The sequence below is a fragment of the Psychrobacter sp. DWR1-2-3 genome (assembly GCF_049896465.1).
GTDB classification, from domain to species: Bacteria; Pseudomonadota; Gammaproteobacteria; order Pseudomonadales; family Moraxellaceae; genus Psychrobacter; species Psychrobacter maritimus.
On sequence record NZ_JAFCUJ010000006.1, the window covers coordinates 42,247 to 62,000 of the forward strand.

General features: G+C 42.9%; 34 protein-coding genes and 1 pseudogene. 2 read left to right on the forward strand and 33 right to left on the reverse strand.

Features of this window, described 5'->3' with window-relative positions:
* Positions 1–17: 17 nt before the first annotated feature.
* From lysM to ACP7AA_RS10615, 6 genes are all read right to left on the reverse strand, one after another.
* Positions 18–527, reverse strand: coding sequence for a peptidoglycan-binding protein LysM (gene lysM / locus ACP7AA_RS10590; RefSeq protein ID WP_201562638.1), 510 nt, complete (start codon positions 525–527; stop codon positions 18–20).
* 342 nt (positions 528–869) lie between these two features.
* Positions 870–1,106 (reverse strand): acyl carrier protein, encoded by a 237-nt coding sequence (gene acpP / locus ACP7AA_RS10595; RefSeq protein WP_025652201.1) that lies wholly within the window; start codon positions 1,104–1,106, stop codon positions 870–872.
* Positions 1,107–1,389: 283 nt separating this feature from the next.
* Positions 1,390–2,124, reverse strand: coding sequence for a 3-oxoacyl-ACP reductase FabG (gene fabG / locus ACP7AA_RS10600; protein WP_265088596.1), 735 nt, complete (start codon positions 2,122–2,124; stop codon positions 1,390–1,392).
* On the reverse strand, positions 2,115–3,083 hold the full coding sequence (gene fabD / locus ACP7AA_RS10605; protein ID WP_426223553.1) for an ACP S-malonyltransferase: 969 nt from the start codon (positions 3,081–3,083) through the stop codon (positions 2,115–2,117). Before fabD ends, fabG begins: the two co-directional genes overlap by 10 nt.
* A gap of 419 nt (positions 3,084–3,502) precedes the next feature.
* Positions 3,503–3,685, reverse strand: a complete 183-nt coding sequence (gene rpmF / locus ACP7AA_RS10610; RefSeq protein ID WP_079691010.1) for a 50S ribosomal protein L32 — start codon at positions 3,683–3,685, stop codon at positions 3,503–3,505.
* Between the two features lie 328 nt (positions 3,686–4,013).
* The gene (locus ACP7AA_RS10615) at positions 4,014–4,607 is read right to left on the reverse strand and encodes a YceD family protein (RefSeq protein WP_271134374.1); all 594 of its coding nucleotides are present in this window, start codon (positions 4,605–4,607) and stop codon (positions 4,014–4,016) included.
* 251 nt (positions 4,608–4,858) lie between these two features.
* Here ACP7AA_RS10615 and ACP7AA_RS10620 point away from each other — a divergent pair, with 251 nt between their 5' ends.
* Together ACP7AA_RS10620 and ACP7AA_RS10625 are read left to right on the forward strand one after the other, a co-directional pair.
* Positions 4,859–5,602 (forward strand): elongation factor P hydroxylase, encoded by a 744-nt coding sequence (locus ACP7AA_RS10620; RefSeq protein WP_426223554.1) that lies wholly within the window; start codon positions 4,859–4,861, stop codon positions 5,600–5,602.
* Between the two features lie 285 nt (positions 5,603–5,887).
* Positions 5,888–6,508, forward strand: a complete 621-nt coding sequence (locus ACP7AA_RS10625) for an L-threonylcarbamoyladenylate synthase (protein WP_426223555.1) — start codon at positions 5,888–5,890, stop codon at positions 6,506–6,508.
* Between the two features lie 84 nt (positions 6,509–6,592).
* Here the strand turns inward: ACP7AA_RS10625 and rplQ are convergent, their stop codons facing one another.
* The 27 genes and pseudogenes from rplQ to rplD all read right to left on the reverse strand — a co-directional run bounded on the left by rplQ (position 6,593) and on the right by rplD (position 19,746).
* Positions 6,593–6,952 (reverse strand): 50S ribosomal protein L17, encoded by a 360-nt coding sequence (rplQ, locus tag ACP7AA_RS10630; protein WP_183621142.1) that lies wholly within the window; start codon positions 6,950–6,952, stop codon positions 6,593–6,595.
* Between the two features lie 19 nt (positions 6,953–6,971).
* A complete protein-coding gene (locus tag ACP7AA_RS10635; protein WP_068408445.1) occupies positions 6,972–7,979 on the reverse strand; it encodes a DNA-directed RNA polymerase subunit alpha in 1,008 nt (335 codons plus the stop codon).
* Positions 7,980–8,060: 81 nt separating this feature from the next.
* On the reverse strand, positions 8,061–8,702 hold the full coding sequence (gene rpsD / locus ACP7AA_RS10640; RefSeq protein ID WP_011279807.1) for a 30S ribosomal protein S4: 642 nt from the start codon (positions 8,700–8,702) through the stop codon (positions 8,061–8,063).
* 48 nt (positions 8,703–8,750) lie between these two features.
* Positions 8,751–9,140 carry a 30S ribosomal protein S11 gene (gene rpsK / locus ACP7AA_RS10645; RefSeq protein ID WP_010196728.1) on the reverse strand — a complete coding sequence of 130 codons (390 nt, stop codon included), beginning with the start codon at positions 9,138–9,140 and terminating at the stop codon, positions 8,751–8,753.
* 20 nt (positions 9,141–9,160) lie between these two features.
* Positions 9,161–9,517, reverse strand: a complete 357-nt coding sequence (rpsM, locus tag ACP7AA_RS10650; protein WP_021813384.1) for a 30S ribosomal protein S13 — start codon at positions 9,515–9,517, stop codon at positions 9,161–9,163.
* Positions 9,496–9,705 carry a hypothetical protein gene (locus ACP7AA_RS10655; RefSeq protein WP_201624038.1) on the reverse strand — a complete coding sequence of 70 codons (210 nt, stop codon included), beginning with the start codon at positions 9,703–9,705 and terminating at the stop codon, positions 9,496–9,498. Before ACP7AA_RS10655 ends, rpsM begins: the two co-directional genes overlap by 22 nt.
* A 66-nt stretch (positions 9,706–9,771) precedes the next feature.
* Positions 9,772–9,888, reverse strand: coding sequence for a 50S ribosomal protein L36 (gene rpmJ, locus ACP7AA_RS10660; RefSeq protein ID WP_010196721.1), 117 nt, complete (start codon positions 9,886–9,888; stop codon positions 9,772–9,774).
* A gap of 32 nt (positions 9,889–9,920) precedes the next feature.
* Positions 9,921–11,252, reverse strand: coding sequence for a preprotein translocase subunit SecY (gene secY, locus ACP7AA_RS10665; protein WP_183621185.1), 1,332 nt, complete (start codon positions 11,250–11,252; stop codon positions 9,921–9,923).
* A 19-nt stretch (positions 11,253–11,271) separates the two neighbouring features.
* Complete coding sequence (gene rplO / locus ACP7AA_RS10670) at positions 11,272–11,712, reverse strand: 50S ribosomal protein L15 (protein WP_068034621.1); 441 nt, start codon at positions 11,710–11,712, stop codon at positions 11,272–11,274.
* Positions 11,712–11,891 carry a 50S ribosomal protein L30 gene (gene rpmD / locus ACP7AA_RS10675; RefSeq protein ID WP_068408453.1) on the reverse strand — a complete coding sequence of 60 codons (180 nt, stop codon included), beginning with the start codon at positions 11,889–11,891 and terminating at the stop codon, positions 11,712–11,714. Before rpmD ends, rplO begins: the two co-directional genes overlap by 1 nt.
* Before the next feature lie 20 nt (positions 11,892–11,911).
* A complete protein-coding gene (gene rpsE / locus ACP7AA_RS10680) occupies positions 11,912–12,427 on the reverse strand; it encodes a 30S ribosomal protein S5 (protein WP_010196711.1) in 516 nt (171 codons plus the stop codon).
* Between the two features lie 2 nt (positions 12,428–12,429).
* Positions 12,430–12,780: a 50S ribosomal protein L18 gene (rplR, locus tag ACP7AA_RS10685; protein WP_149490924.1), complete on the reverse strand. Its 351-nt coding sequence runs from the start codon at positions 12,778–12,780 to the stop codon at positions 12,430–12,432.
* Positions 12,781–12,791: 11 nt separating this feature from the next.
* Complete coding sequence (gene rplF / locus ACP7AA_RS10690) at positions 12,792–13,325, reverse strand: 50S ribosomal protein L6 (protein WP_183621140.1); 534 nt, start codon at positions 13,323–13,325, stop codon at positions 12,792–12,794.
* A 224-nt stretch (positions 13,326–13,549) separates the two neighbouring features.
* Positions 13,550–13,948: a 30S ribosomal protein S8 gene (gene rpsH, locus ACP7AA_RS10695; protein ID WP_201562649.1), complete on the reverse strand. Its 399-nt coding sequence runs from the start codon at positions 13,946–13,948 to the stop codon at positions 13,550–13,552.
* 11 nt (positions 13,949–13,959) lie between these two features.
* Complete coding sequence (gene rpsN / locus ACP7AA_RS10700) at positions 13,960–14,265, reverse strand: 30S ribosomal protein S14 (RefSeq protein ID WP_011279798.1); 306 nt, start codon at positions 14,263–14,265, stop codon at positions 13,960–13,962.
* A 12-nt stretch (positions 14,266–14,277) separates the two neighbouring features.
* Complete coding sequence (rplE, locus tag ACP7AA_RS10705) at positions 14,278–14,814, reverse strand: 50S ribosomal protein L5 (protein ID WP_102077550.1); 537 nt, start codon at positions 14,812–14,814, stop codon at positions 14,278–14,280.
* Between the two features lie 21 nt (positions 14,815–14,835).
* Complete coding sequence (gene rplX / locus ACP7AA_RS10710; protein ID WP_011279796.1) at positions 14,836–15,153, reverse strand: 50S ribosomal protein L24; 318 nt, start codon at positions 15,151–15,153, stop codon at positions 14,836–14,838.
* 8 nt (positions 15,154–15,161) lie between these two features.
* Positions 15,162–15,530, reverse strand: a complete 369-nt coding sequence (rplN, locus tag ACP7AA_RS10715) for a 50S ribosomal protein L14 (RefSeq protein ID WP_010196702.1) — start codon at positions 15,528–15,530, stop codon at positions 15,162–15,164.
* A gap of 181 nt (positions 15,531–15,711) precedes the next feature.
* The gene (gene rpsQ, locus ACP7AA_RS10720; protein WP_201562651.1) at positions 15,712–15,987 is read right to left on the reverse strand and encodes a 30S ribosomal protein S17; all 276 of its coding nucleotides are present in this window, start codon (positions 15,985–15,987) and stop codon (positions 15,712–15,714) included.
* Positions 15,984–16,181 (reverse strand): 50S ribosomal protein L29, encoded by a 198-nt coding sequence (rpmC, locus tag ACP7AA_RS10725; protein WP_011279794.1) that lies wholly within the window; start codon positions 16,179–16,181, stop codon positions 15,984–15,986. Before rpmC ends, rpsQ begins: the two co-directional genes overlap by 4 nt.
* On the reverse strand, positions 16,181–16,594 hold the full coding sequence (gene rplP, locus ACP7AA_RS10730; protein ID WP_183621137.1) for a 50S ribosomal protein L16: 414 nt from the start codon (positions 16,592–16,594) through the stop codon (positions 16,181–16,183). Before rplP ends, rpmC begins: the two co-directional genes overlap by 1 nt.
* Positions 16,534–17,326: pseudogene (rpsC, locus tag ACP7AA_RS10735) on the reverse strand (30S ribosomal protein S3). The gene rplP and the pseudogene rpsC overlap by 61 nt, the downstream one beginning before the upstream one ends.
* Positions 17,327–17,329: 3 nt before the next feature.
* On the reverse strand, positions 17,330–17,659 hold the full coding sequence (gene rplV / locus ACP7AA_RS10740; protein WP_068408473.1) for a 50S ribosomal protein L22: 330 nt from the start codon (positions 17,657–17,659) through the stop codon (positions 17,330–17,332).
* Between the two features lie 10 nt (positions 17,660–17,669).
* Positions 17,670–17,945: a 30S ribosomal protein S19 gene (gene rpsS, locus ACP7AA_RS10745; protein ID WP_021813372.1), complete on the reverse strand. Its 276-nt coding sequence runs from the start codon at positions 17,943–17,945 to the stop codon at positions 17,670–17,672.
* Positions 17,946–17,957: 12 nt separating this feature from the next.
* A complete protein-coding gene (rplB, locus tag ACP7AA_RS10750; protein WP_149490928.1) occupies positions 17,958–18,785 on the reverse strand; it encodes a 50S ribosomal protein L2 in 828 nt (275 codons plus the stop codon).
* Positions 18,786–18,796: 11 nt separating this feature from the next.
* Positions 18,797–19,147: a 50S ribosomal protein L23 gene (rplW, locus tag ACP7AA_RS10755; protein ID WP_183621135.1), complete on the reverse strand. Its 351-nt coding sequence runs from the start codon at positions 19,145–19,147 to the stop codon at positions 18,797–18,799.
* Positions 19,144–19,746 carry a 50S ribosomal protein L4 gene (rplD, locus tag ACP7AA_RS10760; RefSeq protein ID WP_149490930.1) on the reverse strand — a complete coding sequence of 201 codons (603 nt, stop codon included), beginning with the start codon at positions 19,744–19,746 and terminating at the stop codon, positions 19,144–19,146. The genes rplW and rplD overlap by 4 nt, the downstream gene beginning before the upstream one ends.
* Positions 19,747–19,754: the final 8 nt, after the last annotated feature.

Here is a 19,754-nt window from a genome sequence, read left to right on the forward strand (position 1 = left end):
TAATATTCAAAATCATCTTATGGCTTAGGGATACGTAGTACTTGACCAGGATAAATCTTATCTGGCTCAGAAAGCATTGGCTTATTGGCTTCGAAGATTTTCATATAATCATTCGCTGAACCATAAACGTCTTTTGCAATTTTAGATAAGCTATCACCAGATTTTACCGTATACATAGTAGATTCAGGCGCATCTTCTTCGATATCGATATTATCGATGACTTTAGCAACGTTTTGCACGTTACCGATAGCAATAATGGCTTTTTCACGGTCTGCTTGCGTTTTCGCTTTACCACTGATTTCAGCAGTATCGGTTGAGCCGTTGTATTTGATTTTTAAATCGCTGATATTCAGGTTTTGTTGCTGAATACGACGCAGTAAAATATTGGCAACAGACTGAGCTGATGGCTCACTGCTTTGTACTGGGGTGTTGGCATCCGCTTTGGTTTCTGCTTTAGCGTCATGCTTGGCATCATCACGGTTAAAGATTTTATCACCGATATCTTTTGCAAAACTGAACATACCCATATAACTGCTCCTTAAAATATTATTAATTATTATGCATGGTTATTTTTACGATGATAACGCCTAGCGGTTACCATCCTTTTTTGCTTACCATTATGAGTATAAGCAAAGGTATCAGCGATGAATAGTAATAGTATGTTGAGTAATGTTGATTTGGCGTAGCTTATGTTAACGTAATCGTTAATGGTAACGAATAATGTATAAAAGCTATTACGCCAAATTAAGAAAGACGATAATAGATAGCTAGACGATATCTATAAAAAATAGGCAAGAAAAAATAAGCAAAAAAAACCGCTTATCTATCAAGATAAACGGTCATATCAAACGGTTTAAGCTAATCGCTAATTATAGCTGCGCTTGCACGTAATCAATCGCTTTTTGAACCGTGGTTAGCTCTGCTGAATCTTCATCAGGAATAGTGATGCCAAAATCGCTTTCAAATGACATAACCAATTCAACTAGGTCTAATGAATCAGCGCCTAAGTCTTCCATAAATGATGCATCATTGTTGATGTCTTCAACATTCATACCCAATTGTTCTGCTACTGCAGCTTTAACTCTTAGCTCGGTATCATTACTCATGTAGATTTCTCCTTTTTGATCTATTATTTTGACAAATTGCTATAATCCCGTATTGGGCACTATAGCATTATATATAAAATGGGATGTTCAGATTAATATGGCTGTCTGAGTGCACTATAACCAATTATACGTTTTGACTAATGTCTGGTAAAGCCTTGCTATCATACAGGGCTTTGACAAAAAAGTATCCGTCATTATAGCACCCTTTATTATAGTTTACACTCGTTCACACAGTTTTTTATTATAAGTATGTAACGCTTAATTAGAATAATAAATTCTAATGCTACATATACATGCCACCATTAACCGGAATAATCGCACCGGTGATATAGCTGGCTTCATCACTTGCTAAGAATGAGACCGCCGCGGCGATATCTTCTGGCTGACCAAGGCGGCTAATCGGCACCGCATCGAGCATTGAATTGAGTAAGCGCTCATCGAGCTCATCGGTCATGTCTGTTTCAATCAAACCTGGAGCGACACAGTTAATGGTCACCTGTCTTGAGCCAATCTCGCGCGCCAGCGTACGGCTAAAACCTTCTACACCAGCTTTGGTCGCAGCATAGTTAGATTGGCCCGCATTGCCCATTTGGGCGACGACAGAGGTGATATTGATGATACGACCACGGCGCGCTTTCATCATACCGCGTACCGCACGTTTACTCATACGATAAACTGAGGTTAAATTGGTATCAAGCACATTGTCCCAATCTTCATCTTTCATGCGCATCAATAAGCCATCTTGGGTAATACCGGCGTTATTGACCAATACTTGTACCGCGCCATAGACGCTTTCAATCTCTTCAAACAGCTTATCAATCTGTGCGGTATCACGTACGTCTAATACTCGACCAATACCGCCGCTATCGTGTAAATAATCATCAATAAGCGCCGCACCTTTTTCTGTGGTCGCTGTGCCAATGACAAAATGGCCTTCTTTGGCAAAACGTTTGGCAACGGCTTTGCCAATACCGCGGCTAGCACCGGTCACTAATGTAATCGTACGGCTCATGATAATACCTCCATTAACTTATCTAGACGGGCGGGCTTGTCGGTAGGATAGCTGGCAATAGGATGCGCTTGACGCTTGGCCAAATTGCTCAGGACATTTCCACTGCCACACTCGATTAAAATATTAATTTGTTTATCCGACAGCTCTTGCATGGTTTTTGACCATAGGACAGGTTCACTTAACTGCTCGGTCAATGCCTGCTTGATGCCTGTGGCGCTAGTTTCGACCCGTGCATGACGGTTTTGAATCACAGGAATAGTCGCTTGATCAAACTGAATAGCCGCTAGCTCTTCTGCCAAGGCACTGCTTGCAGGTTCCATAAGGGCACAATGCGATGGCACACTGACCTTTAATGGAATGGCTTTTTTGCCAGTATTTTGGACTTTATCAATGACGGCGTTGACGCCTGCGGCATTACCTGAAACCACCACTTGTCCGGGACTGTTAAAGTTTGCTGCCCCGACAATGGCATCATCAACATGCTCGGTAGCTTGTTCACACAAGTTCTCAACCCGGTGGTCTTCTAGACCTAGTACGGCTGCCATTGCGGTATCAATACCAACCACCGCCTCTTGCATCAATCGGCCACGTTTATGCACCAGCTTGACGGCATCAGCAAGCGTTATCACACCCGCGGCACACAGGGCGCTATATTCCCCTAAAGAATGACCCGCTAGGTAACAAGGCTTGTCTTTTATTTTTTGTTGTAAAATGCGCCACACAGCGATACTAGCAGTCAATAAAGCCGGCTGTGTGTATTGGGTTTGATTAAGCTTGTCTTCGTCCTGACAAATTTCCCATAAATCTTCACCAAGCGCCGTACTCGCCTCAGCAAAGGTATCACGAATTTCAGGATAGGTTTCAGCAAGCTCACTCAGCATTCCGACGACTTGCGAGCCTTGTCCTGGGAACATGACTGCGATGCGAGTGGGTTGTTTCTTTATCATATCGGGTACAGAGGCCATAACCAATATTCCTTATTTAATTGGAAATACCCCTAAATTAATGGGGTGCATTATAGAATTAGAAAATAATTAGAAGATTTATGATATAAAGTGATGGCTATCATTATTCCTTTAAGACAGCTAACGGTGGTTAAACTATACACTGACGCAGGCAATTAGCATAGCTGCCAACAAGCCAATGGCGTAAAACGGTTTATTTATAATACTTACTGCTTAAATTTATAATATTTACTGCTTAAAATGAATTACTGTTAAAAAACGAATAACAAAAAGCCAAGTTATCTAGCTACATAATATATGATAGCGAAATAACTTGGCTTTCGTTTGCTCAAACTGCTTGCCCAATAATAACTGTGTAAAATCATAGATAGTTATCGGAACTATCATCATTTTGCATCAACCATCAATTAGCAAATAACTTAAGCGTCTTGACTAACTTTAAACAACTGGCGACCACGATAGAAACCATCTTTAGTCATGTGATGACGGCGATGTTTTTCACCAGTGGTGGCGTCGATGCTTAACTCAGCGATTTCCATACGATGATGTGAACGGCGCATGTCACGACGAGAACGACTTTTACGACTTTTTTGAACAGCCATGATATAGCTCCTATACTTAAAAGGGATAAGCTTGAAATTCAGCTTTAATCGATACTGACAGAGGCTATATAATCACAACAACCTAAGTCTTACGCATCATTAGTTAAATAGATTGCCACACGTATTAAAGTGCTGACTACGTCTAAAATCTATAGTTCGTTTGCAAGGTCAGCTTCTCTCTGCCAGCGGCAGGTTGCTAGAATGCAATAAACGGGACATTATACGCATGTTTCGCGAATTAATAAAGCCCTGCTTTCCACTCTTCTGCAGAAAGCTGATAAAAGGTATAAAGCTGCTATTAATTTTGCCCATACTGCAAATTATACGACTACAACTTACCTTTTAACGAAGCTAACGCCGCAAAAGGATTTTCATTTTCTTCTTCTTCTGGTATTTCACCAAACTGCTCAACACTCATCTCACAATCATCATGCTTTGGTGCCATCGGTGTTTTCAATAAAATTTCATCTTCGACCAGTTTTTTAAGCGGTAATAAACGCTCAGGAGCCGGCTCAGTGATAATTTCATCAAGCAATAAGTAATCCTGCTCTTCACCGACCAAGCGCACTTGGCTTTCATTATCGAGCAATGCGATATCATAATCATCGGTCAAATCAATCGCAATCGGTTGCAAACAACGCTGGCAAGTTAACCATATCTCACCGGTTAAGGTAAAAGAGAGATGCAAAACATTATTACGGCGATAAAGATTGGCTTTGATCTGAAGGTCTGACTGTAGATGCTCGGTCGTCAGTAAGGCATTAAGACGCTCAAAAGAGCGCGGTGCGACTTGCCCTACCCATTCAAAACCACTGTCTTCCCATTTACTTAAGGAGATATGTTCTGGCAGATTCGCTGACGTAGGGGCTGATGCTTTATCAGCCTGAAGCGCTGAGGGCTTGTTTGTTGGGGTGCTTGACATGCGCGGCCTCATTCATCAAAAACGGTGTATAATATTGCCTGCCATACTAACGGAAAGCACTGATTAGCGCTAGCGCTAGTATGTTAAGATTTTTTGGCACTAACTTTAGTAATAGTTATAGTACTGGTTTTGATGCTAATTGTTATACACTAATTTTCGCAAAAGGTTTGCCTCTTACTTTGTTTTATCGGCGTGACTCTATTGTGCCTGTATAAAGCGCCATAAATCTCTTACTTGGTTACTATTTTAATATGATATCGCCTGTGGTTGATCCTGATTTTTCTCACTTGCTCTCTGCGCCTGACGCCAAACGTTTACTAAAACGTCTTCAGGCATTGGACAATAAAAAACCCAATGATAGGGTCAAAGTAAAGCCGCAGTTAGACGCCCTGTCAAAACAATGGCAGCAAATTATCCATGCTCAGCATACAAAACCCTTTCCTAACAAGCCAAATATAGATGCACAAAGTACAAATACTTCTAATGATGAGAATGAAAAAGCAGCGACCGATTGGCTGATAAGTTTATTCAATACCTTGTTTGCGGATCAAGAAGTTATCTTGGTGCGCGGCGCGGGCGAACCAGAGTATTTTCCTGCCAAAGACAATCAGCCAGCACGTATTGAATTTGCCCATGGTTTCTTTCAAAGTGCGTTGCATGAATGTAGTCACTGGAGTCTCACTGGTAGCGAGCGTAGAAGCTTGAGCGACTTTGGCTACTGGTATGCGCCTGATGGACGCACGGCAGCGCAGCAGCAGGCATTTGAGCGTGTAGAGATTAAACCACAGGCACTGGAGTGTTTGTTTAGCTTGGCTTGCGGGCGTAATTTTCAAGTCTCACAGGACAATCTATTTGCAGACTTTGATACCAGCACTAGCACCTTTGCGCAGGACGTCTATCAACAAGCCAAAGCCTATATTGCTGAGCCTCATACGCTACCGCGTGATGCCAAAACGTTATTGCAGGCATTATTGACTATCTGTAGCGCTGCTTAGTTGCACAATACTGCTGACCTCATATTTGCTACTTATCAAAAATAATCCATTTTATAGCGTTAACGTTTCCCTACTCATAGTAACGCCGTGCCAATAAACTTATATTTGCTTTGCGCTATACTGCATAGGTAGTTTTAATTTTTTCTATGCTTAATAATTTATTAGCATAGTTAGTCAGAAAAAAGTCTGATATTAAAATTGTTCGATTCAATCATGATGGATTAAATCTTTTATATTAAAAAACCCCATATCAAATAATCTATAATTATAAAATAAGGAACGATTATGCAAGTATTCTACATTCATCCAGAGAATCCACAGCCGCGACTTATTGAACAAGCGGCGGATTTATTACGCAGTGATCAGCTGCTTATCTACCCTACCGATACCAGTTATGCCTTTGGTTGCCGGCTAGGTGCCAAAGATGCGCTAGAAAAGCTCAAGCAAATACGCGCGCTTGATGATAAGCATCAATTTACGCTGCTATGTCGCGACTTGAGTGAAATTGCCAATTATGCAAGCGTAGACAATGTACAATTTAAACAGCTAAAAGCCCATACACCCGCACCGATTACATTTATCTTAAACGCTACCAAAGATGTGCCTAAGAAATTGGCGCATCCTAAGAAAAAAACCATCGGCATTCGAGTACCGAGCAACCCTATTGCGCAGGCGCTGTTAGAAGCCATGGACGAACCTATCCTGACCAGCTCCTTAATACTACCCAATCGCGATAATATATTGGACGATCCCTTTGAGATCGAAGACTTATTGGGTAATCAAATAGATGGTTTGATAAATGCCGGCATTAAAACCACCAAGCTAACCACCATTATTGATATGACCAGTGGTCAGCCCGAGGTTATCAGACAAGGTGCGGCTGATGTCAGCTCGCTATTGTTATAAATAAAAACTTTTATCAATAAAAAACGCATAAAAAAAAGCTCCAATTAATTGGAGCTTTTTTTATCTTACAATTAGCGTGTAAAATTAGTCACGATCAACCAGTTCTACATAAGCCATTGGCGCATTGTCACCATCACGGTAACCGCATTTTACGATACGCAAATAGCCACCTGGACGAGCTTGGTAACGAGGACCAAGAGTACCAAATAGTTTGCCTACCATAGCTTTGCTACGCATACGGCTGAATGCCAAACGACGGTTAGCAACGTTGTCTTCTTTAGCCATAGTGATTAATGGCTCAGCAACGCGACGTAACTCTTTTGCTTTTGGTAAAGTTGTTTTGATCAGTTCATGCTCAAATAATGAGTTGGTCATGTTCTGAAACATTGCCTTACGATGACTGCCGGTACGACCCAGCTTGACTCCACTCTTACGATGGCGCATAGTCAAAAATCCTTAAAGTTTAACGGCTACGATAAGAAAAGCGATCATCAACACGAAGGTCAGCTGGCGGCCAGTTATCTAGGCGCATACCAAGCTCCAAATCTTTAGACGCTAATACGTCTTTGATTTCCGTTAATGATTTCTTACCAAGATTTGGGGTTTTTAGTAGTTCAGTCTCTGAACGCTGTACCAAATCACCGATATAGTAAATGTTTTCAGCTTTCAAGCAGTTGGCTGAGCGAACCGTTAGTTCAAGATCGTCCACAGGGCGTAATAGCACCGGATCAACCTCTTCTTTTTCTTTCACAGGCTCAGGCGCTTCTTCAGCTTCTAGGTCAACAAAGATAGAAATCTGTTGTTGTAAAATAGTGGCTGCTTTACGAATTGCTTCTTCTGGATCTATAGTGCCATTAGTTTCAAGCTCAATGATAAGACGATCAAGATCGGTACGTTGTTCTACACGTGCGTTCTCAACCTGATAAGCAACACGAAGTACTGGACTAAAACTTGCATCAAGCTTTAAGCGTCCAATCGCTTTAGTGTCACCATCTTCACGGCGCTGGTTTGCTGGCTCATATCCACGACCCATTACTACGCGCAAACGCATCTTAAGATGACCACGGTCGCTTAATGTGCCTAATACCAATTCTGGATTGATAATGTCAACATTATGCGGCAAGGTGATGTCTGCAGCAGTAATAGTGCCTGGACCTTGTTTATCCAAGGTCAAAAATACTTCATTTTGGTCATGAAGGGTGATTGCCAAGCCTTTTAAGTTCAAAAGCAAGTCAAGCACGTCTTCTTGTAGCCCTTCAAGCGTTGAGTATTCATGGTCAACACCATCAATCTCAGCTTCAATGACTGCAGCACCAGGTAATGAAGATAACAAGATGCGACGTAAGGCATTACCTAAGGTATGCCCAAAGCCGCGTTCTAACGGTTCGAGCGTGACTTTCGCAATCGTTTCATTAACCGTATCCACGTTAATGGCATTCGGCGTTAGAAACTCAGTTGCACTTAGCATCATGATGTCACCTCGATTTATTAAACTGGTTTAATTAACGTCAATTGCTCAATGCTATTTTCATAACATCGAGCATCACGTTACTTACTTAGAGTATAGCTCAACGATCAAGCTTTCGTTGATTTCAGCAGGTAGATCAATACGATCAGGCGCTTTCTTAAACGTGCCTTGTAGTTTGCTGTGGTCAACATCTAGCCATTCTGGAATACCACGTTGTGTCGCTAGTTCGATAGCGTTTTTAATACGTAGTTGTTCGCGAGACTTCTCTTGGATAGCGATGACATCACCATCTTGCAACTGAATTGATGGAATGTTCACACGAACAAACTCATCACGGCCAGCTTTTTTTACCATCACAGTGCGATGGCTAACTAGCTGACGTGCTTCAGCGCGAGTTGAGCCGAAGCCCATGCGATATACTACGTTATCAAGACGGCTCTCAAGCATTGCTAACAAGTTTTCACCAGTAGCACCACGCTTACGAGCAGCTTCTTTGTAGTAGTTTGCAAACTGACGCTCTAATACACCATAGATACGCTTAACTTTTTGTTTTTCACGTAACTGTAGAGAGTATTCTGAACTTTTATTACGGCTAACACCATGTTGACCAGGTGGACGAGCCGATTTTTTCGTTTTTACGTCGTATGGTTTAACACCAGACTTAAGGCCTAAGTCTGTACCTTCACGACGTGATAATTTGAGTTTTGGTCCAATATAACGGGCCATTGTTATGTCTCCTATAAGCTCTTATGATAAAAAGCTTCGTCTTTAATATTAGACGCGGCGCTTTTTCGGCGCACGGCAACCATTGTGTGGGATTGGGGTTACATCAGAGATGCTGTTGACTTTATAACCCAATGCACCTAGTGCTCTTACCGCAGACTCACGACCCGGTCCTGGTCCTTTGACCAAAACGTCGATATTCTTAACACCATATTCTTGAGCCGCTTTACCAGCGACTTCAGCTGCAACCTGAGCTGCAAATGGTGTAGATTTACGTGAACCACGGAAGCCTTGTCCACCTGAAGTGGCCCAAGCCAATGCATTACCCTGACGATCGGTAATCGTAACAATGGTGTTATTAAAAGACGCATGGATATGGGCAATGCCCTCCGATACTGAACGACGAGCCACCTTTTTGCGACTGCGAGTGTCTTTTGCCATCTTTTAGCTTCCTAAGTTAATTATCTTTTGAGAGGGCGTGTCGGACCCTTACGAGTACGAGCGTTGTTCTTGGTGTTCTGACCTCTAACTGGTAGGTTACGGCGATGGCGGATGCCACGGTAACAACCAAGATCAACCAAACGCTTGATATTCATTGACACTTCACGACGAAGATCACCTTCAGTCATGTAATTTGCAACTTGTGCACGGATAGCATCTAACTGTGTATCATCTAACTGACTAACTTTAGTAGTAGGGGCAATGCCAACTGCTTCTAAGATTTTCTGAGCAGTGGTACGACCTACACCAAAGATGTAAGTTAGTGAAATAACAGCATGCTTATTATCCGGAATGTTTACGCCGGCAATACGAGCCATTGATTTCTCTCCATTAAAGAAAAATAAGCTTTATCTATAGATAAGGCGTTATTTTTCAGATTTGTTGCTGTCAATACTAAAGCTTTTATAATTATTATCGCTGTTTTGACTTGGTAACCAAGCCCATTCATTGACCATGTTATAAAAGATTTTGCATAAACTACGGCAAGTGGCGGATGATATCCCATCCGCCGTCATTTTTCAAGTATTAATTTAATTAGTAACTAAAGCTTAACACTTTAGGATACTAAATATTAACCTTGACGTTGCTTGTGGCGAGGTTCTGCGGTACAAATAATATGTACACGGCCTTTACGGCGCACAACTTTACAGCTACCACAAATCTTCTTAACTGATGCTTGAACTTTCATAGCATACTCCTTTGAGATATCGTACCGCTCATTTAAGGTTGAGTGGGCGATTGAATTAACGTCTGATCATGATATTGATGGGTCATCAAATGCGCTTGGATTTGCGAGATGAAGTCCATCACCACAACCACCATAATCAGTAACGACGTACCACCAAGTTGAAACGGTACACCAAACGATGACTGGACGACCATTGGCATTAAACAAATAACCGTCATATACATCGCGCCAATAAAGGTCAGTCGGTTTAATACATGATCGAGGTAACGCTGAGTTTGTTGTCCGGGGCGAATACCTGGGATATACGCACCACTACGTTTAAGGTTCTCAGCGACTTCACGCGGACTAAATACCAATGCCGTATAGAAGTAACAGAAGAAAATAATCATTGCGCCAAACAGAACCAAATATAGCGGTTGCCCTGGAGACAACACCAATGCCATATTCTGCAATATCTTTTGCGTCAAGGTAGGATCAGCCGATTGACCCACCCACTGCCCCAAACTTGCCGGAAACAACAATAACGAGCTGGCAAAAATGGCTGGGATAACCCCTGCCATGTTCAGCTTCAACGGCAAATGTGACTGCTGCTGAGCATATATCTTGCGGCCTTGTTGTTGCTTCTGTGCATAGTTCACTGGTACACGGCGCTGAGCACGTTCAATATAAACGATACCAGCAGTCACCGCGATGCCTAGCAATACAAAGATAAAGAGTACAATCAAGTTCATCTGCCCTTGATTGACCTGTTCGATAGACTGCGAAATCATACCTGGCGTACCAGCCACAATACTCGCAAAAATGAGCATTGAGATACCATTACCTACGCCGCGCTCTGTAATCTGCTCACCAAGCCACATTAAGAACATAGCGCCAGCTACCAATGAGGTAACCGCTGGAATATAAAAGGTCAGACCAGAAGATAAGGTAAGATTTTGACTGATTAAGCCAGCACACATTCCTAATGACTGTACTAGCGCTAACGCAAGTGTGCCCTGACGGGTGTACTTGTTTAGCTTACGTCGTCCCGCTTCACCTTCTTTTTTGAGGGCTTCAAGCGATGGCAGTACTGCAGACATCATCTGTACAATAATCGATGCTGAAATATATGGCATGATGCCAAGCGCCATGATGGACATACGCTCTAGTGCACCACCTGAGAACATGTTAAACATACTCAGAATGGTATTTTCGTTGCGCGAAAACAGATCAGCCAAGTTAACCGGATTGATACCCGGCACTGGAATATGTGACCCTAAACGATAAACAATCAATGCGCCGATTAAGAATAATAAACGCGTCCATAGCTCATCATACTTACGTATAAAGGCAAATGGATTGAGCGGTATACCAGCCGATGACATTGATTGTTTTGACACGTTACTACTCCTCGATGCTACCACCAGCAGCTTCGATTGCTTGCTTGGCGCCTTTAGTCACTTTGATACCTTTAAAGGTATAAGCTTTAGTAACTTCGCCTGACAACATAATACGAGCGCGCTTCATGTCATGACGGATAAGGTTAGCAGCTTTTAATGTTTCAATGCTAACCACATCGCCTTCGATTTTGTTCAGTTCAGACAGACGAACTTCAGCAGTCGTCATGGCCATTTTACTGGTAAAACCAAATTTTGGTAGACGGCGATATAAAGGCATTTGACCACCTTCAAATCCTGAGCGAATGCTAGAACCTGAACGAGATTTCTGACCTTTTACACCACGACCACCAGTCTTACCAAGACCTGAACCGATACCGCGACCACGACGTTGGGCAGTTTTCTTTGCGCCAACACCTGGTGATAATTCATTTAATCTAAGTCCCATTACGCTTCCTCCACTTTTACCATGTAGTTGACGCGATTGACCATACCACGTGTTGAAGGAGTATCTTCTACTTCAACAGTATGACCAATACGGCGTAAACCCAATCCTTTCAAGCTCGCTTTGTGGCTCTTGAGGCGATGGGCACCCGATTTAAATTGAGTGACTTTCATTTTTTTCATCGTAACTCACCTAGTCTAAGTTAACCCAAGATTTCGTCTACAGATTTACCACGTTTCGCTGCCATCTTTTCTGGAGTTGACATATCACGTAAACCATTGAACGTTGCGCGAACAACGTTAGCGGTATTGGTAGAACCATAACATTTAGTCAAAACATCTTTGACACCAGCAACTTCTAATACAGCACGCATTGCGCCACCAGCGATTACGCCAGTACCTTCAGATGCAGGTTGCATATAAACTTTACTAGCACCATGACGTGCTTTGATTGGATGATACAAAGTTGCATCATTTAGCTCAACAGTAATCATATTACGTTTGGCGGCTTCTAGTGCTTTTTGAATAGCAGCTGGCACTTCACGTGCTTTACCGCGACCAAAACCAACACGACCATTGCCATCACCAACTACAGTTAGCGCGGTGAAAGAGAAAATACGACCACCTTTAACAACTTTTGCAACGCGATCAACGGTAACTAAGCGTTCTACTAGACCGTCAGTCTGTTCATTTTTATCATTTTTATCATTTCTAGCCATGATTAAAACTCCAATCCGTTTTCGCGAGCAGCTTCAGCTAAAGCTTTAACTCGACCATGATATTTAAAACCACTACGGTCAAAGGCAACTTTAGTGATACCAGCTGCTTTTGCGCGTTCTGCGATCAATTGGCCCACAGACGTCGCTGCATCAGCGTTACCAGTCGCGCCTGAACGCAAACTGCTGTCTAAGGTAGATGCCTGAGCAATCACTTCACCACCGTTCGGAGAGATAATCTGGGCATAAATGTGTTTCGGCGTACGGTTAACCGTTAGACGATGAACGCCCAAGAAACGGATATGTGCGCGGGTTTTCTTAGCTCGACGTAGACGAGCTGCTTTTTTATCAAACATTTCAACTCACCTTATTTTTTCTTGGCTTCTTTTCGAATCACATGCTCGTCACTATAACGAATACCTTTACCTTTGTAAGGCTCTGGTGGGCGGAAAGCGCGGATATTAGCCGCTGCTTGACCAAGCTGCTGCTTATTGTTTGATTTCAAAACAATTTCAGTTTGCGTTGGTGTTTCAGCCGATACACCTTCAGGTAACGTATATTCTACTGGATGTGAGTAACCAACGTTTAGCGTTACTTTATTACCAGTAGCTTGAGCACGATAACCAACACCAATTAGCTGAAGACGTCTTTCGAAGCCTTCATTAACGCCTGTAACATAGTTGTTAAGCAGCGCGCGCATGGTGCCAGTGTGCATCATGGCTTCTTTTGAATCGACTGTAGGTGAGAAAATGATTGCATCATCTTCCTGTTTCAGCTCGACCAAATCATGCAGGCGTAAAGACAAATTGCCGTTCTTGCCTTTAACTTCGACCTGCCGATCGTTCAAAGTAACGCTTACGCCGTTTGGCAGCGTCACTGGGGCTTTAGCCACACGAGACATAGGAATATTCCTTAAAAAATTAACTTCTTTATATTAGCGAAAAAACTAACAGGCTAAAAAGCCTGCTAGTTTAGCATAATTGTTCCCAATAAACATCATTCAATTTTATCAATATCAAATGCTTAGCGTTCTTTGAGCTTCGTTAATTCTATACAGAGTTATCATCAGCTCAAAGGGGTTCAAGTAGACTTTATCGTCTCATTACCCATAGCAACAATTGCTAATTAGGCAACGAATGCAACGACTTCACCACCGATACCAGCAGCGCGTGCAGCACGATCGCTCATGATACCTTGGCTAGTTGATACGATAGCAACACCCATACCTTGTTTAACAGTAGGGATAGCGTCTTTACCGCGATGCTGGCGTAAACCAGGACGGCTAAAACGTTGAATCGTTTCGATAACAGCTTTACCTTCGAAGTATTTCAATTCGATAGATAAAGTTGCTTTGTTGTTGTCTTCTTCAGTAACAACAGCGCTAGCTACATAACCTTCACTAACCAATAAGTCAGCGATTGATTTACGTAGTTTAGAGCTCGGCATTGCTACCGATACTTTATTGGCCATTTGTGCGTTACGAATACGGGTTAGCATATCCCCAACGGTATCTTGCATACTCATATAGTTACTCCTTACCAGCTTGCTTTACGAACACCAGGCACATCGCCTTGCATGACACGCTCACGCAGCATATTGCGTGATAAGCCAAACTTGCGGAAGTAACCGTGAGGACGACCTGTGATAGCACAACGATTGCGCAGACGTACTGGTGATGCGTTACGTGGTAGAGCTTGTAGCTCTAACATCGCTTCCATACGAGTTTCGTCACTTGCAGTCATATCACTGATAGTTTCTTTTAGCTTGATACGCTTGTCAGCGTACTTAGCAACCATTTTTTCGCGCTTTAATTCGCGGTTAATCATGCTCTTCTTTGCCATAACGTCTTTACCTTATTTAAATGGGAAGCCGAATGCTTTAAGCAACGCACGACCTTCTTCATCAGTACCAGCTGACGTGGTGATTGTCACATCCATACCGCGGATACGATCAATCTTGTCAAAGTCTACTTCTGGGAATACGATTTGTTCTTTGATACCCAATGAGTAGTTACCACGTCCGTCAAAGGCTTTAGGTGAAAAACCGCGGAAATCACGAATACGAGGAATTGCAATGGCAATGAGACGATCTAAAAATTCGTACATTTGCTCACCGCGTAGCGTTACTTTACAGCCAATTGGCCATTCTTCACGAATTTTAAAGCCAGCAACTGATTTACGCGCTTTGGTGACAACAGGTTTTTGACCAGCGATAGCGGTCATGTCAGCTACTGCACCTTCAAGCAATTTCTTGTCTTGAGACGCGCCGCCTACACCCATATTTAGTGTGATTTTAGTGATTTTAGGCACTTGCATCACATTCGCCAAACCAAGTTCTTCTTTGATTTGCTGCTTTAATTCTTCGTTATATAAAGATTTTAATCTTGCCATTACCATTACACCCTTAGTGTCTTACGCAGTCGCCACTACTTCACCGTTCGAACGATAGACGCGTTGTTTCTTGCCGTCTTCGCCGAACTGATAAGTAATACGATCAGCTTTTTGGGTTTGCGCATTTAATATTGCGACATTTGAGATATGCAGAAAAGCTTCTTGCTTAAGAATGCCACCTTCAACGCCAGTTGCCTGATTTGGCTTCTGATGTTTAGTAACAATATTAATGCCTTCAACTTTAATACGATCATTTTTTACAGCTTGTACAGTACCTTGCTTGCCTTTGTCTTTCCCAGCAATCACGATAACTGTATCGCCTTTACGTAATTTTGACATGGATTACCTCACAATACTTCTGGTGCTAGTGATACAATTTTCATAAACTGATCACCACGTAGTTCACGAGTTACCGGTCCAAAAATACGAGTTGCAATCGGTGCTTTGTTTTGGTTCAACAATACCGCAGCATTGTCGTCAAAACGCAGAACAGAACCATCAGGACGACGAACGCCTTTTTTGGTACGTACAACTACAGCATTCATCACGTCGCCTTTTTTAACACGACCACGCGGAATGGCTTCTTTAACCGTTACTTTAATAATGTCGCCAACTGATGCATAACGACGATGAGAGCCACCCAGTACTTTAATGCACTGAACTCGTCTTGCACCGCTATTATCTGCAACTTCCAGCATCGATTCAACCTGAATCATAGCGTTACTCCACACGTATGAGCAATAAAAACCAGTTGCTGCCGCTAGCACAGTATGAGTAGTCGGCATTTTAATAATAATAACCGCTGCTACTCTTAATGTGAGTGATATACGCTCGGCGCAATCAGCATCCTTAAAAAGGCGGCTATTTTAACAGCTTCTGGCTTTTAATGCAATTTACTTAGATTTTTTCTACTTTTTCAACCACTTCAACCAAAGTCCAAGACTTGGTTTTTGAGATTGGACGCGTTTCTTTGATGCGGACAAGGTCGCCTTGTTGGCAAACGTTATTCTCATCATGAGCCTTGATTTTTGTAGAACGACGAAGCTGTTTGCCATACAAAGGATGACGAACCAGACGCTCAATCAAAACTGTGATGGACTTGTCCATCTTGTCGCTGACAACTCGTCCTGTCAATACGCTAGCATTGGTCGCTGTTTGATTGTTATCGCTCATGAGTCGCCTCGTTGTTTCTCGTTAATCAAAGTCTGAAGCTGAGCAATCGCACGACGATTGACACGCACTTCATGGGTATTCCCCAACTGACCAGTTGCTTTAGCCATACGAATACGGAAAGCATCAAGTTGCTTTTCATCAAGTAACTGGGTCAGTTCTTCTAATGATTTATCACGTAATTCACTGATCTTCATTACATTATCGTCCGCTTAACAATGGTAGTTTTAAAGGGCAGTTTTGCTGCAGCAAGCGTTAACGCTTCGCGAGCAAGGTCTTCTGAAACCCCTTCGATTTCATATAGCATTTTACCAGGTTTGACTTCGCATACCCAATATTCTACAGGACCTTTACCTTTACCCATACGTACTTCTAGTGGTTTATTGGTAATTGGTTTGTCTGGGAATACACGAATCCAAATCTTACCGCCACGCTTAATTTTACGAGTGATGGTACGACGTGCTGCTTCAATTTGACGGGCAGTCATACGACCACGAGTCAACGATTTTAGACCAATTTGTCCGAATGCAACGGTGCTTCCACGATGAGCTAGCCCAGTGTTACGACCTTTGTGCATTTTACGAAACTTGGTACGTTTTGGCTGTAACATAGTTTAACCTCTGTCTGTGTTTCGACGGTTTCCGTTTCCACGACCACGGCGTTTTGGCGCACGAGTCTGCTCTTCTTTGACGGGATTGTATACACTGTTCATGCCGTCAAGGATTTCGCCACGGAAAATCCAAACTTTTACACCGATAGTGCCGTAAGTTGTCTCTGCACGTACTGACGCGTAGTCAATATCAGCGCGGAGTGTATGCAATGGCACACGACCTTCACGGTACCATTCAGTACGAGCGATCTCAGCACCGCCAAGACGGCCAGACAACTCAACTTTAATACCTTTAGCACCAGAGCGCATGCTGTTCTGTACCGCGCGTTTCATCGCACGACGGAACATAACGCGACGCTCAAGTTGGCTGCCGATACCATCAGCGACCAAACGTGCATCAAGATCAGGTGAAGTGATTTCTTCAATGTTGACCTGAGCAGGTACGCCCATAATTTTGGTCAATTCTTTTTGAAGTCTTTCGATATCTTCGCCTTTCTTACCGATAACAATACCAGGACGCGCAGTGGCGATGGTAATCTTAGCAGCACCAGTAGGACGCTCAATCATGATATTGCTAATCATAGCATTATCTAGTTTTTTGCGTAGATACTCGCGGACTTGGATGTCGTTGATCAGGTATTCTGAGTATTGTTTAGGGTTAGCATACCAGTTTGCGTTATGCTTTTTGACAACACCAAGACGAATTCCGATTGGATGTACTTTTTGACCCATAACTTATTCTCCTACCTTTATAGTGATGTGACAAGTACGCTTACTGATACGATCAGCGCGACCTTTAGCACGTGGTAGGATACGTTTTAGCGTAATGCCTTCATCAACGTAGATGGTTGATACTTTAAGGGTATCAATATCTAAACCGTTGTTATGTTCGGCATTGGCGATGGCTGAGTCAAGACATTTCTTAACGAAGACAGCGCCTTTTTTATTACTATACGTTAGGATATCCAAAGCACGCTCGATAGATTTGCCACGAACTTCATCAGCAACGAGTCTAACTTTTTGTGCCGAAATGGCGGCACCGCGTAATTTTGCAGTTACTTCCATGGTAAGCACCTTATTTCTTAGCTTTTCTGTCAATGCCATGACCACGATACGTACGAGTCGGGGCAAATTCACCTAGTTTATGACCAACCATCTGTTCGCTCACGATAACCGGTACATGAGTACGGCCGTTGTGAACAGATAAGGTTAGGCCAACCATTTGTGGCAAAATCATCGAGCGGCGCGACCAAGTCTTAATTGGTTTGCGTGAGTTGGTGTCTAATGCATTCTCAACTTTGGCAAACAAGTGCGCGTCTATGAATGGACCTTTTTTCAATGAACGAGGCATGAAATTCTTCCTTTATTTCTTCTTGGCGCGGCGGCGGATGATCATACTGTCAGTACGCTTATTGTGACGCGTTTTAAGTCCTTTAGACTTCTGACCCCAAGGGCTGGTTGGATGGCGACCTTTGTTACGACCTTCACCACCACCATGTGGGTGATCAACCGGGTTCATAGCAACACCACGAACAGAAGGACGAACACCACGCCAACGTGAAGCACCGGCTTTACCAAGTGATTTCAAGTTGTTTTCAGTGTTAGAAACTTCACCGATAACGGCACGGCAGTTCACGTGTACGCGGCGTGTTTCGCCAGAACGTAGACGTAGAATAGCATAAATACCGTCACGACCAAGTAATTGAACGCTGGCACCCGCAGAACGAGCTAGCTGTGCACCTTTACCGATTTTAAGTTCGATATTGTGAATCACAGTACCCAATGGGATGTTTTTCAGCGGTAAACAGTTACCTGGACGGATTGGAGAGTTCTCTCCTGACATTACTGTATCACCAACTGCTTGTTTTTTAGCAGCAATGATATAGCGGCGTTCACCATCAGCGTACTTAAGTAAAGCAATGTGCGCAGTACGGTTAGGATCGTATTCGATACGCTCTACCGTGGCTGGGATATTGTCTTTAGTACGTTTGAAATCGATAATACGATAATGTTGCTTATGACCACCACCGATGTGACGAGTCGTGATGCGACCATTATTGTTACGACCACCTGACTTACTTTTTGATTCGAGAAGCGCTGCAAAAGGACGACCTTTGTAAAGGTGTGGATGCACCACTTTTTCAACAAAACGACGGCCTGGTGATGTTGGCTTTGCTTTTACGATAGGCATGAGTGTAATCCTTATTCGTTGTTCGCTGTTTCACTAGTAGAAGCAGTCGTTTTTGCGACGTCTTCACCAGCATCAGCCATTTGTACATCTTGACCAGCTTTTAAGGTAACGTAGGCTTTTTTATAGTCATTACGACGGCCGATATTCTTACCAAAACGCTTTGTCTTACCTTTAACATTCAAAGTGTTTACTTTTAAAACTTCAACGCCTTCGAACATCATCTCAACTGCTTTTTTGACTTCTAGCTTAGTAGCGTTAGAGTCAATTTTAAATACCTGCACACCAAGTGAATCGCCAAGCATTTGAGATTTCTCTGAGAATACAGGTCCTCTTAGGATCTGATAAAGTCTTGCGTTATTCATGCTAGTGCTTCCTCAAATTGTTTCGCAGCTTCAACTGACATGATTACTTTATCAAAAGCAATCAAGCTCACTGGATCCACTTCGTTTGTACCAAGTACATTGACGTGTGGAATGTTGCGAGCAGCTAAGTATAAGTTTTCGTCAACTTCTTTGGTGACGATTAGTGCACGAGGTGCGCCTAAGTCATTTAACTTTGCAATCAGCTCTTTGGTCTTAGGGCCAGAAACGCTTAGCTCTTCAACCAAAATTAGACGATCTTGACGAATCAATTCGGCTAGGATGCACTGCATCGCACCGCGATACATCTTACGGTTAACTTTTTGTGACCAATCTTGTGGTTTTGCAGCGAATGCACGACCACCAGAACGCCAGATTGGGCTACGAATAGAACCTGCACGAGCGCGACCAGTACCTTTTTGGCGCCATGGCTTAATGCCACCGCCAGAAACTTCGGCACGGGTTTTTTGAGCGCGTGTACCTTGACGAGCACCAGCAAGATATGCGGTGACGACTTGATGCACTAATGCTTCGTTGAATTCACGACCGAAAGCCGTATCAGAAAGCTCAACTGCCGCCCCTGTAACTGTTTTTAAATCCACGTTAATCC